Below are 14,464 nucleotides of genomic sequence, written 5' to 3' on the forward strand. Positions count from 1 at the left end.
ACGGATAAAATGTATTCAGGCATCGGGGAAAATGAACACCAAACCGAACTTAAATAACAATAAATTAATGGGGGATTTGTCGGAAGAATTGCAGTCCGAAGTGGCAAGACTTGAAAGTGAAGCCAATTTGCAATTTGCGCTGGGGGCCGCGCAGCTGGGCGTCTGGAATATGAACCCGGATACCGGGGAAGTTTACTTTGATGAAAGATGCAGAGAACTGTACGGAAATCCCCCCGAAGAGATATTAAATTTTGAGAGTCTGATCCTGCACATTCATTTCGAGGATCGGGAAAAAGTGACCATTGCCATCAGTGACGCGCTCGACCCGAATAAGCGGCTCACTTATGATGTGCGTTACAGAACGGTTGGCGCGGCGGACAATCGATTACGCTGGCTGCATTGCACAGGTAAAGCTTATTTTACACCCGAAGGAGCGCCTTACCGGTTTTCAGGGGTGTCCCGCAATGTTACCGATGAAATATCCAACCGGGAAAGAGTGGCCTGGGCCGATCAGCAGGCTGCCATGACGATCGAAGGCTCCGGTGCGGGTTCATTTTTGGTGACGCTTGCAACCGATGAGATCATTTATTCCCCTACCATGTCACGCATCATTACGGGCAGGGACAACAATACAGATTCGCGTGAGGTGTTTATCCGGCATGTTCACCCGGAAGATGCCGATAAGCGCCTGAACGCGTATAAGGTTGCCTCTGCAACCGGTCAGCTGCGGTATGAAGCGCGTTTTGTATGGCACGACAAGTCTGTACATTGGGTGCGGGTAATCGGACAATATCTTTTTGACAGCACCGGAAAAGCCGTGTCGCTTTCGGGTGTGGTTATGGACATTACGGACCGTATCGAGGCCGAAAATATTATCAGGACCAGCGAAGAACATTTGCGCACATTGATTGAGCAGGCGCCTGTGGCCACTTCCCTATTTGTAGGCAGGGAAATGATCATTGAGCTGCCGAATGAGGCGATGTTAAAAATTTGGGGAAAAGGTAACAGTGTGATCGGCAAGCCATTACACGAAGCGCTTCCAGAACTGCAAAGCCAGCCGTTCTTTAAAATCCTGAGTGAAGTTTTTGAAACAGGGGTGCCATATGCAGCTTCGGGAAGCCGGGCGGACCTCGTCATGAACGGTGTCCTGGAAACTTTCTACTTCGACTTTACCTACAAGCCGCTCCGAAATTCGAAAGGTGAAATCTATGCAATTCTCGATATGGCAGTAGACGTCACCGAGCAGGTGAAATCGCGACAGGCTTTGGAGCAAAGCGAGGAGCGTTATCGTCAGCTGGTTAATGAATTGGAACAAAGAGTACAAAAGCGAACCGAGGAATTGCACCAAGCCAATCAGGAGCTTTTGAACTCAAATAGCAACTTGCAGCAATTCGCCTATGCGGCAAGTCATGACATGCAGGAGCCGTTGCGTAAAATCCTTTCGTTCAGCTCACGTTTGCAGACTGTTTACGGCAATTCATTCGATGAAAACGGCATTTTCATGCTGAACCGGATCCAGGATGCTTCTAAAAGAATGTCGAGTATGATCGATGATTTGCTGGCATATTCGAGGCTGACCACACGTGACAGCGCTTTTGAGCCTGTTGACCTGGATAAAATCGTTTCATCCGTGATTGCGGATCTTGAATTCTCAATTGAGGAACAGAAATCCGAGATTAAGATAGGGCCATTACCAACCGTTTGGGGTAATGCGTCGCAGCTGACCCAGCTTGTGCAAAATTTGCTAAGCAATGCGATCAAATACAGGAAGCAGGATGTGCCGTCGGTGATCGAAATTTTGGCCAGGGATGTGGACGCGGCCGAACTTGCAGAGTTGCCGCGCTTGTTTTCAGAGCATCATTACACCCGTTTTGAAGTCCGCGATAACGGGATCGGCTTTGACGAAAAATATCTGGACCGTATTTTCCAAATGTTCCAGCGCTTGCACGGACGCGGTGAATTTTCCGGCTCGGGAATCGGGCTTGCGCTATGTAAAAAAGTTGTCCAGAACCATCACGGTTACATTACGGCCAAAAGCGAGCTGGAAGTGGGATCCACTTTCATCGTTTACCTGCCTGTTCCAAATTAAAACACAAAACATCCCGGCTTATTTCCGCCAGACGTCCTGGAACTCGTCGGGATGTTTTGTGAACTGGACATGCACATATTCACACAGCGGAACGACTTGCAGATTCTGTTTGCGCGCATAACCTACCATTTCATCCAGCATTAACTTTGCATATCCTTTCCCGGACATGTTCTCGTCAACTTCAGTGTGGTAAACCGTTAAAGCCGTGTCGCTGACGCCAACGACCATTTCCCCTATCTGCTTACCCTCTTCCTCGATATAAAACGCGCCTCTCTTGCGTTCATCCAGCCTTAATTTTACTTCAATCATATTTTTGTCTGATAAACCAAAAAGTCCAGGATAACGACCGGTAAATAATTGTTCCCGCCGTTCGCCGACAAATTGACCCATATTCAAGTAAAAACCAAATATGTCGTCGTGAATCTGTATTTTCTTCTCCCTACTTTATCTATTCTTTCAGCACATTAACAAAACACCGCTATGCTATTCAAGCTTCTTTTTCCGGCCTTATTTTTAACCGGCGCCTATTTTTTATTCCGCAGCATTACCAGGATCGTGCAAGTTTATGCCGGACCCAAAATCGAATTTTCTGCAAAAACCGCTACTAATACAATTAAGATAGATCAGGGCGGTGATTATGAAATCGCGTATAAGCGGCCGTCACTGACCGGCGTCATTCCGTCAAACTGCACATTTACATTAATTAAGGATGCCGACCAGCGGGAATGGCAAGTTGTGTCTGCGCTCAATATGCTTGGAATGCGTAAGGACTTGTCGGGCAACCGTGTTGTGCCGATTGCAGAATTTAACATTGCCGAGCCAGGCACTTACACATTACGTACAACCGAGTCTGTAAGCTTCAAAGAAGGCGACAGATTGCTGATAACAGCTAAAACGGGCTCGAAGGGATTTCTTGCCATATTCGCAATCATTATCTCTGGAATTGCAACCATCGCAGGACTGGTGCTCAGCATTCTGGCTTGGACAAACAGGTTGTGATTACACGCCCTCTGTCACCTTTTTCATCTTGGCCAGGCCCGTTTTTGCCACAAGCAATGCATCCTGCGCATAGTAATCTTTGTTGAAAACCTCGAAGGAAAGGATAACCGGCCGTTCCGGATTTTTCAGGGATTTTAACAGATCTTTCAGCGGCGCGACACCATCACCTGCATAGACGCGGTCTGCGTCTGTGATCGTTTCCCGCGGAGGCGTTGCGGGATAATCATTAATATGGAATATCTCAACCAAAGGTTTGCCAACATCCTTCACAGCATCCATTCCCGAGCCACCTTTATGCAAATGGTAAACGTCCATCAGCAAGCGCGCCGAAGGGTGCCCCGACTCCACTGCCACATACAGGATCTCTCCTACCCGGCTGAGATTTTTGGAAAAACCCCAGAGTTCAAGGTGCGGCACGACGCCAGTTTTATCCCCTAATTCAAGAATAGTCCGGTAACGTTCTGCCACTTTTGCCAGGTCCAGCGAATCGCCGGTAGTTGCACCCATAGGCGGTGCCGCAATGCGCGGGCAGCCGATTTGTGCAAGCTGGTCCATCTCCACTTTAAGCTGTTCAATCGCCTTGGAACGCGCCGATTCGTCGTCCACAATCCAGGTTGCGAAGCCGATGGCATCTTCCACTTTAATGCCTAGATCATTGATGATCTTTTTTGCATCCTGCAATGTTCCACCTGTTTTCAGGTAATCCTGCAATGTATTGATCCAAATTTCGACAGACCCGAACCCGGCTTTTGCAGCCACTTCCAGTTCCTTCCTGAAACCAAGCTTATGCCCGCGCAACGTGCTCATATTCAAAGAATAAATAAAAGGCTGTTCTTTGCTTTTAGCGGCTTGGGCAGGCAAAATCCCTGCACCGGAAACGGCAAGGATAGAAGATAGAGCGGTTCTGCGTTTCATGAAGAATTGACTGAAATTAACGAATGATTTACACGAAAAGCTGCAACAGGCGTTTTTTTACCGACTCAGGATACAATTTAGTATTTCATCATTAAGGTCAGCAATTTCCTGTCGAGCTTGTGGCCGTGCCAGTCTTCGTAGGCTACATCGTCACGGCGGGAATCCAGTACGCCGAAATCGCCCATAAATTCCCATAAGGAGAAACCGATTCCGTTGGACGTTAGAATGTCGAGCACATCGCCAAACCAGGCAAGAAAAACGGCATGCGGGGTTTTGTTCCAGCAGCCACATTCGCCGCAATGTACACCTACTCCCTTCCCTACCATATCGATCCAGGGTTTGTAAAAGCTTTCGAGCATGGCTCGGCTCAGATATTTGTCGCCTACCTGTCCCGGCCATTTCGGTTCGGGAAGATTATCCGGATCTTTGTTCGCCCAGGGCGCCTTGTAATGTGAAATGATGCCCGGATGATAACCCCGGCAGCTTTGTGCAATGTCCAGATCGGCGATTTCCGGAATAACCGAACTACCCACATCGTTGCCATCGGCAATGATGAGATGCATGGCATTTTCCTTGCGGATTGCTTCCGAAGCTGCTATGGCCAGTTTGCGATAAACGGCTCCCGGCACAGACGATCTTTTGGAATGCTGATCGTTCATGTCCTCGCGCATGCTAGGCTCATTCAGGAGATCGAAGCTTATTTTTTTGTTGGACACATTCTTGTAACGCTTCGCCCACATGTTCCAGTGAAAGCAAAAGGCATCCAACGCTTTCTGATCCGTCCACAAGTTATAAGGCTCATGAAAACCTGCGTTAACACAGTAACCCGGCGCTCTATGCAGGTTCAGACTGACGTGAATGTTGTATTTATGTGCTGTTGTAACAAGCTTATCGATGCGCTCAACAGCCTGTTCATCTATCTGATAAACTTCTTCGGGTGTAATGTTCCGGCTGCGGTCGAACTTTACATATGCAGGATAAGCCATCGGAATCCTGACAAAATCAAAACCCCAATCGCTCATCCATTTAAATTGTTCCTCGGTTGTCGGCTTCCGGCTGGAAGCGGGATCTGGTGAAAAAAAATCGAGCAGATTAAAGCCTTTCCATTTGGGCAGTTTGTTTTTCGCGTTCTGCGTTTTGAATGAGAAGCCACTCGAAACGGCCGCACCTGCTGCTACGCTGACAGCCGTATTTTTAATAAAAGTCCTGCGATGCATGTTCCAACATGTTCGTTTGATACTTTTAGTAAAATGCAGGCGCGGTAACGTTTTACTTACTTGCTCAGAGATTAACGCACAATCTTACTTTTTATAGCGGAGTTCCTCAGCAACTTTTCGATTTTTCTCTGCTTGTTTTCTTTGTTCGTCTGCCTGTAAGCGTTGCTTATCAGCTTGCGTCCGCATCTCGTCTGCCTCCCGGCGTTGCAGGTCAGCTGCTGCGCGTTGCTTGTCTGCTTCTTCGCGATGCTTATCCGCTTCTTTCCTTTGGGCCTCGGCTTTTTTATGCTCTTCTGTTATCTTATCCAGCACCTGGTTAATCTCCTGCTGATACTTCGGGAAGTCTTCCTTTGGAATTTCATTTCCATCGATCATTAACGTTGTGATTTTGTCTTTGATCTTTACCATTTCATAATGCTTCCCATTCACATTAATGCTGTAAGTGCTTACACCATTGCTTTTTATGTTAATATTTGAATTGGAATCGACATTATAGTTCAGCGAAATATTTTCGGTCACTTCAACTCCTTCTTCCGCGTTCGCCGGTTTCGGTTCTATTTTCTTTTTAGGTAAAGTGTCCTGATTTACGACTGCAACCGGTAGCGGCTCAACGGCAGCAAGAGGCGCAGGCATGGAGCTTGCGGTTACTTTTTGAACCTGCACAGGAGCAGACGTCAGTGAGTCCTGCGAAACAGCAGCTGACAAAGCGGCAACGGTGATTAAACTGATTGTAACAAATAATTTTTCCATGGCGTTTAGCGGTTTATTGTTGTTATAAATAATTCGTTTAATCCTGTCCAGCAGGTGATTGCGTTTTTTAGAAAATGCCATTTCAAATGCCGATCCGTTTAAATTATACTCCTGAAACGAAACCAGTGCGTGGACAAATGAGGTCTTGTTTTCCATCACAGATATCGCCAGATCGTCGCAGCAATGTTCTCTTTCCTCGCGGATCAATCGTGATAACCATAGCAATGCGGGATTGAAGAAAAACACATTCTCACAAAAAATCTGGATCAGATTCACGAGGTAATCGCGTCTTTTAATGTGTGCCAGCTCATGCAAAATAATGGCCTCGATCTGCGCTTCCGGCAGGTGACCAGGGATGTTTAAGTGTTTACTTATCCAACTTTTTCAAGAAATCTTTAATCTCATCCAGCTCCTCCTGCGAGGTGTTTTTATTGCCAAAAAGCTGCATAACCAGGTTCGAGGCCGAGCCTTTGTACATCGAATCCACAAACTTTTCCAGCAATGCATTTTTTGTTTTATCCTCCGCTTCCGCGGGACTATATACGTGCTTCATACTGCTTTCATCCCGTATCACGATCCCTTTTTCGGTCATGATCTGCATGAGCTTCAAAGTGGAAGAATACTGCACAGCCCGCTTTTCTTCGTTCAGTTTGTCATTCACAAATCTCACTGTTGAAGGGCCGTGCTCCCATAGCACCTGTAATATTTCCAATTCCGATTTTGTGGGCTCCATGATTCTGTTTTCTAGTCAACAATTCAAAGGTAGGAAATATTTCGTACGAAAAAATATTTAGATAAATTTTTTCTTTAAAAATGAAAAAACCGTCACGGAACGAATCCCGTGACGGTAAGACAAGTGGTCACTTTTTTTTAGGCGCCCAACGCTTTTCGGGCATACTCCACGCACTTAGCAGTTTCTTTCACTGCGTCGGAACCGGCCGGGATCTCATATTCCAGCTCGATCGTTGCGGGAAACTTATATTTCCTGGCGCGCATGAGTTCCAAAGCGGCCGTAATGGGTGTATCTCCTTGCCCCCAGACTACATTCGCACCGCCGTTTTCTTTGTTTTTCCGGTCTTTCACGTGCATGCTTACAATGTGGTCATGTTTGGTTTCGATTAATGGAATCGGGTCGAAACCTGCGGCTACATAATGTCCCATATCAAAGTTCAGCGCATTGTATTTCGATTGGCTCAATGCAGTGTCCCACCAGGTTGGCGTTTGCTGGGTATGACCGTGATAACCTACGTATACTTTGTTTTTTGCAGCAATGTCTCCCAATCTTTTTGTTTGCGCGGGATCGTTGGGCTGTTCAATCGTGGCCTGGTTTGCACCCAGTGCTTTGGCAGCGCGGAATGCATAATCCACTTCCTGATCCGTATTTTTTTCGCCCAGTGCCGATGGTTTGAATGCATAAATGCTCACACCGGCATCATTATACATCTTCCTGAGCTGAACAAATTTATCCATAGGGACCTTTGCGCGCCACTCCGCCATTTTAACCAGATGCTCGGCCTGCGCCGCTTTCTGATCCTCGGTCAGCTCCGGACGTTTGCCTCCTGTCCAGGGCGGCATTTTAGGTCCTTCGGGTGCTCCGGCGAACAGCTCGCCTGTCGGCCCCATGAGCTCAATAGCGCTTACATTGGCTTCAACACAATATTTGAGAATATCTTCGGCGGTGCCCGGCATACTGCGCCACGAGTAGGTAATCGCTCCCACCTGCACACCATTGAAAAGGGAATTAGGCTTGCCCAGGTTTTTGATATAAGCCGGAAAGCCAAAGCCTGTGCCTGGCAAAAGGCTTACGCCAGCAGTAACAAGCGCGGATGCGCTTAAAAACTGACGTCTTGAAATTTCGTGTTCTGCCATGATTAGTAAAGGTTAATGATCAGGTTGTTAGTAATATCTGCCTACGTATTTATTTTCGACGACTATTTTTTTCATTTTATGTGGGTCAATAGGGCCCTGCTGTGCATAAACGATCTTTCCTCCCGGCTCCACCAGGATTGTGTAGGGCAATGCGCCCTGCCATTTAGGATCAATAGCTTCAATCATTTTATACTTATCTTCCATATTAAAAATATAATTCTTATTGGAAGCAAATTTCCCTTGCAGGAACTTCAAGGCCTTTTCCTTCTTATCAGGATTATCGGCGCTGATGGATACAAATTCGAAGTCCCGACCACGATACATATGGTGCATGCTCATAAAATCAGGAAATTCGGTGACGCAAGGGCCGCACCACGTAGCCCATACGTTAATCAGCCGCAGCTTATCCGATTTGTTACTGATCAGCTCTTTTAATCCCACCTCATCAATGGCTTCGAGCGTTACAGGTTCCTTTGCCCAGCCAGCTTTTTCTTTTTGGACGCCATCTTCTTTCGAGATCCATTTCATAGAGCACCCGAAGGTCTTGGTAGACGGCACAGGAACTGGTTTGTTGGCCAGCAATGCTTCAATCGCATTTTTTGCGTCCAGGTTTTTAGGCGTTCCCGTCGGCTTTTCAACGTCGTCGATGCGACCGTGATATTGCAGCTTTCTGGCCTTGTCAAAAATGAAAATATGCGGAGTCGCCACCGGACCATATGCCAGTGCGGTTTTCTGATCGTCACCATCATACAGGTAAGGAAAGTTATAGGCCATATCCTTGGCACGCACCTTCATTTCGTCATATGTGTCGCTCAAATCCGTGTAACCCAGCTCGTCCAGGCGGATTGCTTTGGGGTCGTTAGATGAAATGGCGATCAATGCAAGGCCTTTTGCTTTATAATCAGCCGTCAATTTTTTGATACGATCCTCGTAAGCCTGTGCGGTAGGGCAGTGATTACAGGTAAAAACAATGGCCAGAACCGGTGAAGCGGCGAAGCTTTTGAGGGAATATTTCTTACCATCCACGCTCATCAGGTTAAAATCCGGTGCCGACGCGCCGATTTTTAAGGTCTCGGGTTGCTCTGCTTTGGTAAATTGAATGCTGGAAACGAGAACAATAAGCGCAAGTAAAATCCTGTAATAAATCCGCATAACGATCTCCTGTTTGGTTTGAGTTTTAATTTAAATCAAAAGTAGATCTATTACAATAAATTACTGGTATCGTGCCATTTATTTGGGTAGTTCAACCTGCGCTGTGGTTCTCAGATAAGCCACCAGCTCAGTCACTTCCTTATCCGACAATGCTTCCAGAAGCCCCGACGGCATCATGGAAACCGGCGTCACCTCGCGCGTCTGAATGTCTGATTTATTGATAGCGACCGCATCCTGCCCAACAATGCGCAACGTCAGTTGCCGCTCCGTTTCCTTGGCAATGTTGCCCACATAAGTGCGGCCATCACGCGTGGTGACTACAACCATTTTATAATCGTCCTGAATTTCTCCACTCGGATCGAGAATGTTACCGAGCAAATAATCGAGGTTCGCACGGTTTGAACCTGTAAGTTCAGGGCCGATAATGCCGCCTTCGCCGTAAAGCTTATGACACGGCGCACAAGTTCTCTGGAAAATCATGCGTCCCTGGTTGCGACTGGCCTCGGAAACATTCTTGTCTGTAAGTAGCCCCTTATACTTTTTATAGGCCTTTTCATCAAAAGCCACATGGTCGATCGGCCCCCAGACTTCCACAAAACCGCTTCCTACCACCCTTCTGAGCTGCCGCGCAACGTAAGTGGGAATGTCTTTTTTAGGAATCACATTTTTAGAAATAGCCTGAGTGAGTAACCAGCCTGATTTTGGCCGGGATGCCAATGTCTGAATGACCTCGGCTTTTTCGGCAGCATTGAATTTGTGATATTGCTCAATCAGCAGTTTGCCCAATGGTTCGCTGTCGTACCCGGCCATAGCACGGATCGCATCAAGCTTCAAGTCCTTATTATTGAGTAAATTAGACAGCTCCGCGACTAATTCAGGTCTTTGCCGGGTTGCCAGTGCCTGTAATGCTTTGCGGCGCTGGTCTGCGGGTACATTCGCATTTTTAAGTGTTGTCAAAAAGCCTTTTGCCGCTTCCGTATCGCCGAAATGCTGGGATATTTCTACTGCCAGCGATGCAGCAGGGCCGCTCGATTGTTTTAAGCTGGCTAAAACAGCTTTCCAGTTTGCAGGAGTCTTAATGTCCGTGCGGCCTTCCAGTCCGTCACGCATTCCTTCCATCATAACAACATGGTTCGCAGGCATTTTGCCAATCGCCGTCACCACCGTTTCCACAGCATCCGCATCCACCGCCCGACGCGCAATGTATTGCGTCACCATGGGAATTTTGCTTTTTCCGGCCATTTCCAGCGCTTTCGCAGGATTGTTTTTAACCAAAGGCTCAATGCCATACCAGATCATTTTCGGAAGATTATGATCTTCGACGTCAGCTAAATGGGCGATCAGATTTTCTGCAATTCCCCACCGCTGCGCGGGATCCATGCGTTGCAATGCGGACGCAAGATAAAGTCTCACAACAGGAGACGGATCTTCTTTTGAAAGCTTTACAAATCTGGCAACCGCTTCATGCGATGGCTTGCTGTTTTCCGTTAAAAATTGAATGGCCCACGCACGAACATAGTTGTCTTTATCGTCCAATGCCTTCATCAATTGATCAGCATTCAGCGCATTTGTTACCTGCAAAGCCCACATGGCGCGCAGTCTGTAATCTGCATTATTATCTTTTGCATAAATGTTTGCCATTTTTTCAAGCGCATCCTTGGACAGCTTGCCTTTCACAGCCCTGTTTTGCAAAATGATCCTGGCGCGGCGTGCGTGCCATTCGCTTTTGCTGGTTTGCAAATCGGCCAGTTGCATATCAGACATTTTGCCAAGATCATCATAGCGACCTTTCCAGTTTTCCGCGTTGGAAACTTTTGGCATAATCCTGAAAATCCGGCCTGTTTCCGAGTTCAAAACATCCGATCCGCAGATGTCGGCATCGTGCCAGTCGAGGACATACATGCCACCTTCCGGCCCTATTTCCATGCTGAAACCAACCCATTGCGCATTGTTGGCCATCATAAAATCATCGCCGTGCTTTCCGCTGAAACCCGAGCCCTTTGGCGTTAGAATGTCGGATAAGATGCCGTGCTCATGAATGTTGGCCATGAAAATTTTGCCGCGTTCGGATTCCGGGAAAGCATCGGACAAGTAAACCCGTGCGCCGCCATGCGCAGAGCGGTGCGTGTGATCGGCTATGGTTTTGATATCATTATAAACATAAGGGTTGAAATGCTGGCCGCCCTGCCGGTGGTAAATGCCGCCCGGGATCACGTGCCATAAATGCGGGATCACGCAAGCCGTCATCAGCAACTGGCCTTTTGCATCATAATCTATTCCCCACGGATTGCTGAAACCATGCGCTACAACCTCAAAAATGGCTTTCGTAGGATGGTAACGCCACACACCGCCATTGATATCGACGCCATCTTCGACCTCAAAATTCTCCGGAAACGGGTCCTTATGCTTGTAAAGCTTGCCTTTATCCTTAGGCTTGCCCACTTTGGAAGGCGTGGCAAAACCCTGCAAACCATATAGCCAGCCATCGGGCCCCCAGTGAAAACTGTTCAATGTTTCGTGCCGGTCGCGGATGCCCCAGCCTGTCAGACGCACTTCAATGTTGTCCATATCGGCTTTGTCATCACCATTTTTATCCGGGACAAAAAGCAGGTTCGGCGGAGCGCCTACAAAAACGCCGTCAAAACCTACTGCAATGGCGGACGGGAAGGCAATGCCTTCCATGAAAACCTTCCGGCTGTCGGCAACGCCATCGCCGTTTGTATCTTCCAGTATCAAAATCCGGCTGTCGCCTGCATTTGAAAAACCTTTTCCCCTCGACTCATAATCCTTGTTTTCCGCAATCCACATTCGTCCCTTATCATCCCAGCAAAATGCCATCGGCTGCGTCATCATGGGTTCCGAAGCATAAGCATTCACCAGAAAACCATCCTTGATCGTCATAGCAGCAACTGCCTCCTGCGCACTCAGAAATTTGGCCTCCCTACCCTCTTTTTGTGCAATCGCCCACAACGCAGCGGTGTTATAAGTGCCATTGTTGCCGATGAATTCGCCAAATGTTTTATTTAATTCAACATCATTCAGCTCGCCGGTGTAAATGACGAGTTCATGCTTAATCGTCTCCGTTTCTCCTTTTTTAATGTGCCAATCGGCTTTTCTTGCTCTCGCCGGACCAGCGCCCAGTTGCTGGTCTACGCGCCAGGTCTGGGGATAACCTTTATTTTCGGGATGATCCAGAATCGCAATGTGAGCGAGGTTATCGCGGCCCGTCACCTGCATGCCGATATCCACCCACATGGCGGCCTGGCCTTCTGCTTTTTCATTTTTTTGACGCGCAGCATTGATCACCTCGCCCTTAATGCCTTCCTTCCAGGGCATTCTCACGAACAAGCCGCCGTAATCATATTTTCCAATGGTCACATCCGTTTGTGCCTCACCATTCCATTCGAGATCGAGCAGATATTTGCCATCTTTGAAACGCATGGACCAGTTCTGAGTTTCAGTCAAAACGGCCTTCCCCGTTGAATCAAGCAGATTATAGACTGTTTGCCATTTAACTTCGGTTCCTTTTGCTTCAACCACTTTTGCCGAAACCCTTTTCCAGTAATCGCCGTCGGGATGGTGAAAATAATCGCGCCCGTTCACGCGCGTGTAACCCCAGTAAATGCCGGTTTGGTGCTTGTGATGACCCGGGCTATATTCGGTAAGCACGCCTTTTCCGTCCGGCGCAACAATCGGGTGCAGGTAAGGGCGGAAATTTGCTTTCGCATTCTGGACTAAAATCGGCTTTTTATCTGTTCCATTAAATATACTGATGGTCTCTTCCGCTTCGTTTTGAACGGCAGAAAGGGAATTTTCCACAACCACATTTTTTTTGATTTCCTTGGCGGGATTTTTTAAATTATATCCGAAATTGAGCAACAGGAAAATGAGGAAAAGCGGGGCTGACCTTATGATTTGCATAGGTGTTACAATCAGGTAATAGTTGGTGAAAGGGCTTGGAATGACAGGAATAAGCACAAAATCTTCTGGAAATACTCTTAAACCTTTCGGGAAGACTACATTTAAAAACTTAGGTTTCGATCTGTCATGGCGTTGATCAAAATGATATGGCTGCTTATACTGATTACCATGATGGACTTTCATGGGATCATTTACCGTGGCGTGAAGCAGAAAAAAGATGCAAGTTACCAGGGCCGGATCACCAACATTAACCCCTTGATTTTGAACAAGGGAAAGCTGGCTGGAAGCTGGCGGTTCGCTAAATTCAGAGGCAGTTCGGCCGTCCCGAATAAGGATCGCAGCCTGCTGAAAGTCACAGGCAGCATGGATCAGGTTTTAATGTCCTTTTTCCCCGACAGCACTTTCACCCGCGTTTACCAAGATGGCAAATACGATTTCGGCCAATATTCCTATGACGAAAATGATCAGTCGCTTTTATTGACGGCCAATCGTAAAACAGAGGAATTGAAAGTCATTATACAAACGTCACCCTCCGGAAAGCAGCGACTTCTGGTAGAATTTATGCCGGGAAACAGTCTGCCGCTGGCCCAGTATGGCGAGCCGATAGATAAATATATGGAGGACCCTTTTTCGGTTCAGAACAATGCCTGGCGCATTAAACCGGACGCGCCTGAAACGAAGGATGAAATTTATAACCGGCTGATCAATTACATCGGCCACAATGCATCCATATTAAGGGCTGCTTACACCCGGGAGCAGGATTACATTTCTTGGGAATTCTCAAAAGGCATCATTAAGGTCTATAATGTAGGCATCGGCATTGTGCCCAAAAACGAAGTGCCTGAGGCGTGGATCGATAGTTTTCATTCGCGCGAGGATGCGATGGAATGCTATGCGTTATTTGAAAATTACCTCCGCAATGCAAAGCATACCAAGCATAATTCGGGCAACTGGGTCAAAGACGATTACCAGATCCTGGCCGACATCCGTGAAGGCTTGCTCAGATGGCAAAAAACCGGCGTCCGTGAATAGTTTAGGGCACAAAAAAAGAGGGAGAAATAATCCCCCTCTTTAACTTTCATTCTCCATAAAGCCTTCTCAAATTAAGGCTGATTTCAATTACTTCGTAGCGCTTTTCAATTGTAGGCCTACGATAGCTGCTTTTTGTGATGCACTGTGATTGTTGGTGTCAATCGAATTTTTTGCTTTCTGTGGTGCCGGACTTTCCAAAACGGGAAGTGAAGCTGGAAGTGCTTTGCTTAGTCCGGAAACTTTTACTTTTTCTTCAACTGTATATGCAGTGGTATTAGCGTTAGCGTAAGTTACGAAAGTCAAGGCCATCAAGGCTGCTGCGAAAATATTTTTTGTATTTTTCATTGTTAATAGTGTTTACGTTTTTGTTCTGTTTTTGTCTCTAATTCTTGTACAAATATACTACAATTATCTGAATACAAACGTTCAAGCAAACAATGTGCTTTATGACATTCGGTGTTAATGATCATAAATTGGAGTGTAAGATCAGCTTATATTGATTCAGAAAATATCATTATTT

Annotated in this window: 12 protein-coding genes; 3 read left to right on the forward strand and 9 right to left on the reverse strand. The window is 47.0% G+C overall.

Annotated features, from left to right (window positions below; translation table 11 throughout):
* Positions 1-31 precede the first annotated feature (31 nt).
* The gene (locus NFI80_RS09790; protein WP_235163177.1) at positions 32-2,089 is read left to right on the forward strand and encodes a PAS domain-containing sensor histidine kinase; all 2,058 of its coding nucleotides are present in this window, start codon (positions 32-34) and stop codon (positions 2,087-2,089) included.
* A gap of 18 nt (positions 2,090-2,107) precedes the next feature.
* On the opposite strand, the gene NFI80_RS09795 is transcribed toward NFI80_RS09790, so the two are convergent.
* Entirely contained in the window at positions 2,108-2,398 is a 291-nt protein-coding gene (locus tag NFI80_RS09795) for a GNAT family N-acetyltransferase (protein ID WP_235163176.1), read from the reverse strand.
* A 171-nt stretch (positions 2,399-2,569) separates the two neighbouring features.
* Here NFI80_RS09795 and NFI80_RS09800 point away from each other — a divergent pair, with 171 nt between their 5' ends.
* Positions 2,570-3,088: a hypothetical protein gene (locus NFI80_RS09800; RefSeq protein ID WP_235163175.1), complete on the forward strand. Its 519-nt coding sequence runs from the start codon at positions 2,570-2,572 to the stop codon at positions 3,086-3,088.
* Here the strand turns inward: NFI80_RS09800 and NFI80_RS09805 are convergent, their stop codons facing one another.
* The 7 genes from NFI80_RS09805 to NFI80_RS09835 form a co-directional block, all read right to left on the reverse strand.
* A complete protein-coding gene (locus NFI80_RS09805) occupies positions 3,089-4,003 on the reverse strand; it encodes a sugar phosphate isomerase/epimerase family protein (protein ID WP_235163174.1) in 915 nt (304 codons plus the stop codon).
* Positions 4,004-4,080: 77 nt separating this feature from the next.
* Positions 4,081-5,220, reverse strand: coding sequence for a glycoside hydrolase family 5 protein (locus NFI80_RS09810; RefSeq protein ID WP_235163173.1), 1,140 nt, complete (start codon positions 5,218-5,220; stop codon positions 4,081-4,083).
* An 84-nt stretch (positions 5,221-5,304) separates the two neighbouring features.
* The gene (locus NFI80_RS09815) at positions 5,305-6,345 is read right to left on the reverse strand and encodes a M56 family metallopeptidase (protein ID WP_310587986.1); all 1,041 of its coding nucleotides are present in this window, start codon (positions 6,343-6,345) and stop codon (positions 5,305-5,307) included.
* Positions 6,338-6,703, reverse strand: a complete 366-nt coding sequence (locus NFI80_RS09820) for a BlaI/MecI/CopY family transcriptional regulator (RefSeq protein ID WP_233796154.1) — start codon at positions 6,701-6,703, stop codon at positions 6,338-6,340. The genes NFI80_RS09815 and NFI80_RS09820 overlap by 8 nt, the downstream gene beginning before the upstream one ends.
* Positions 6,704-6,840: 137 nt before the next feature.
* Positions 6,841-7,839 carry a sugar phosphate isomerase/epimerase family protein gene (locus tag NFI80_RS09825; RefSeq protein ID WP_235163171.1) on the reverse strand — a complete coding sequence of 333 codons (999 nt, stop codon included), beginning with the start codon at positions 7,837-7,839 and terminating at the stop codon, positions 6,841-6,843.
* Positions 7,840-7,866: 27 nt separating this feature from the next.
* The gene (locus tag NFI80_RS09830) at positions 7,867-8,991 is read right to left on the reverse strand and encodes a redoxin domain-containing protein (RefSeq protein ID WP_235163170.1); all 1,125 of its coding nucleotides are present in this window, start codon (positions 8,989-8,991) and stop codon (positions 7,867-7,869) included.
* A gap of 78 nt (positions 8,992-9,069) precedes the next feature.
* Complete coding sequence (locus NFI80_RS09835; protein ID WP_235163169.1) at positions 9,070-12,912, reverse strand: PVC-type heme-binding CxxCH protein; 3,843 nt, start codon at positions 12,910-12,912, stop codon at positions 9,070-9,072.
* A 126-nt stretch (positions 12,913-13,038) separates the two neighbouring features.
* On the opposite strand from NFI80_RS09835, the gene NFI80_RS09840 reads away from it, so the two are divergent.
* A complete protein-coding gene (locus NFI80_RS09840) occupies positions 13,039-13,944 on the forward strand; it encodes a hypothetical protein (RefSeq protein ID WP_235163168.1) in 906 nt (301 codons plus the stop codon).
* Between the two features lie 87 nt (positions 13,945-14,031).
* On the opposite strand, the gene NFI80_RS09845 is transcribed toward NFI80_RS09840, so the two are convergent.
* On the reverse strand, positions 14,032-14,289 hold the full coding sequence (locus NFI80_RS09845; RefSeq protein ID WP_235163167.1) for a hypothetical protein: 258 nt from the start codon (positions 14,287-14,289) through the stop codon (positions 14,032-14,034).
* Between the last annotated feature and the right edge of the window lie 175 nt (positions 14,290-14,464).

Origin of the sequence: Dyadobacter chenhuakuii (assembly GCF_023821985.2) — a bacterium.
GTDB classification, from domain to species: domain Bacteria; phylum Bacteroidota; class Bacteroidia; order Cytophagales; family Spirosomataceae; genus Dyadobacter; species Dyadobacter chenhuakuii.

What these genes read in the sequence shown, in the direction of transcription:
- NFI80_RS09790 (WP_235163177.1), top strand. Translation starts at nt 32, where the DNA reads ATGAACACCAAACCGAACTTAAATAACAATAAATTAATGGGGGATTTG.
- NFI80_RS09795 (WP_235163176.1), bottom strand. Translation starts at nt 2,398, where the DNA reads ATGATTGAAGTAAAATTAAGGCTGGATGAACGCAAGAGAGGCGCGTTT.
- NFI80_RS09800 (WP_235163175.1), top strand. Translation starts at nt 2,570, where the DNA reads ATGCTATTCAAGCTTCTTTTTCCGGCCTTATTTTTAACCGGCGCCTAT.
- NFI80_RS09805 (WP_235163174.1), bottom strand. Translation starts at nt 4,003, where the DNA reads ATGAAACGCAGAACCGCTCTATCTTCTATCCTTGCCGTTTCCGGTGCA.
- NFI80_RS09810 (WP_235163173.1), bottom strand. Translation starts at nt 5,220, where the DNA reads ATGCATCGCAGGACTTTTATTAAAAATACGGCTGTCAGCGTAGCAGCA.
- NFI80_RS09820 (WP_233796154.1), bottom strand. Translation starts at nt 6,703, where the DNA reads ATGGAGCCCACAAAATCGGAATTGGAAATATTACAGGTGCTATGGGAG.
- NFI80_RS09825 (WP_235163171.1), bottom strand. Translation starts at nt 7,839, where the DNA reads ATGGCAGAACACGAAATTTCAAGACGTCAGTTTTTAAGCGCATCCGCG.
- NFI80_RS09830 (WP_235163170.1), bottom strand. Translation starts at nt 8,991, where the DNA reads ATGCGGATTTATTACAGGATTTTACTTGCGCTTATTGTTCTCGTTTCC.
- NFI80_RS09835 (WP_235163169.1), bottom strand. Translation starts at nt 12,912, where the DNA reads ATGCAAATCATAAGGTCAGCCCCGCTTTTCCTCATTTTCCTGTTGCTC.
- NFI80_RS09840 (WP_235163168.1), top strand. Translation starts at nt 13,039, where the DNA reads ATGGCGTTGATCAAAATGATATGGCTGCTTATACTGATTACCATGATG.
- NFI80_RS09845 (WP_235163167.1), bottom strand. Translation starts at nt 14,289, where the DNA reads ATGAAAAATACAAAAAATATTTTCGCAGCAGCCTTGATGGCCTTGACT.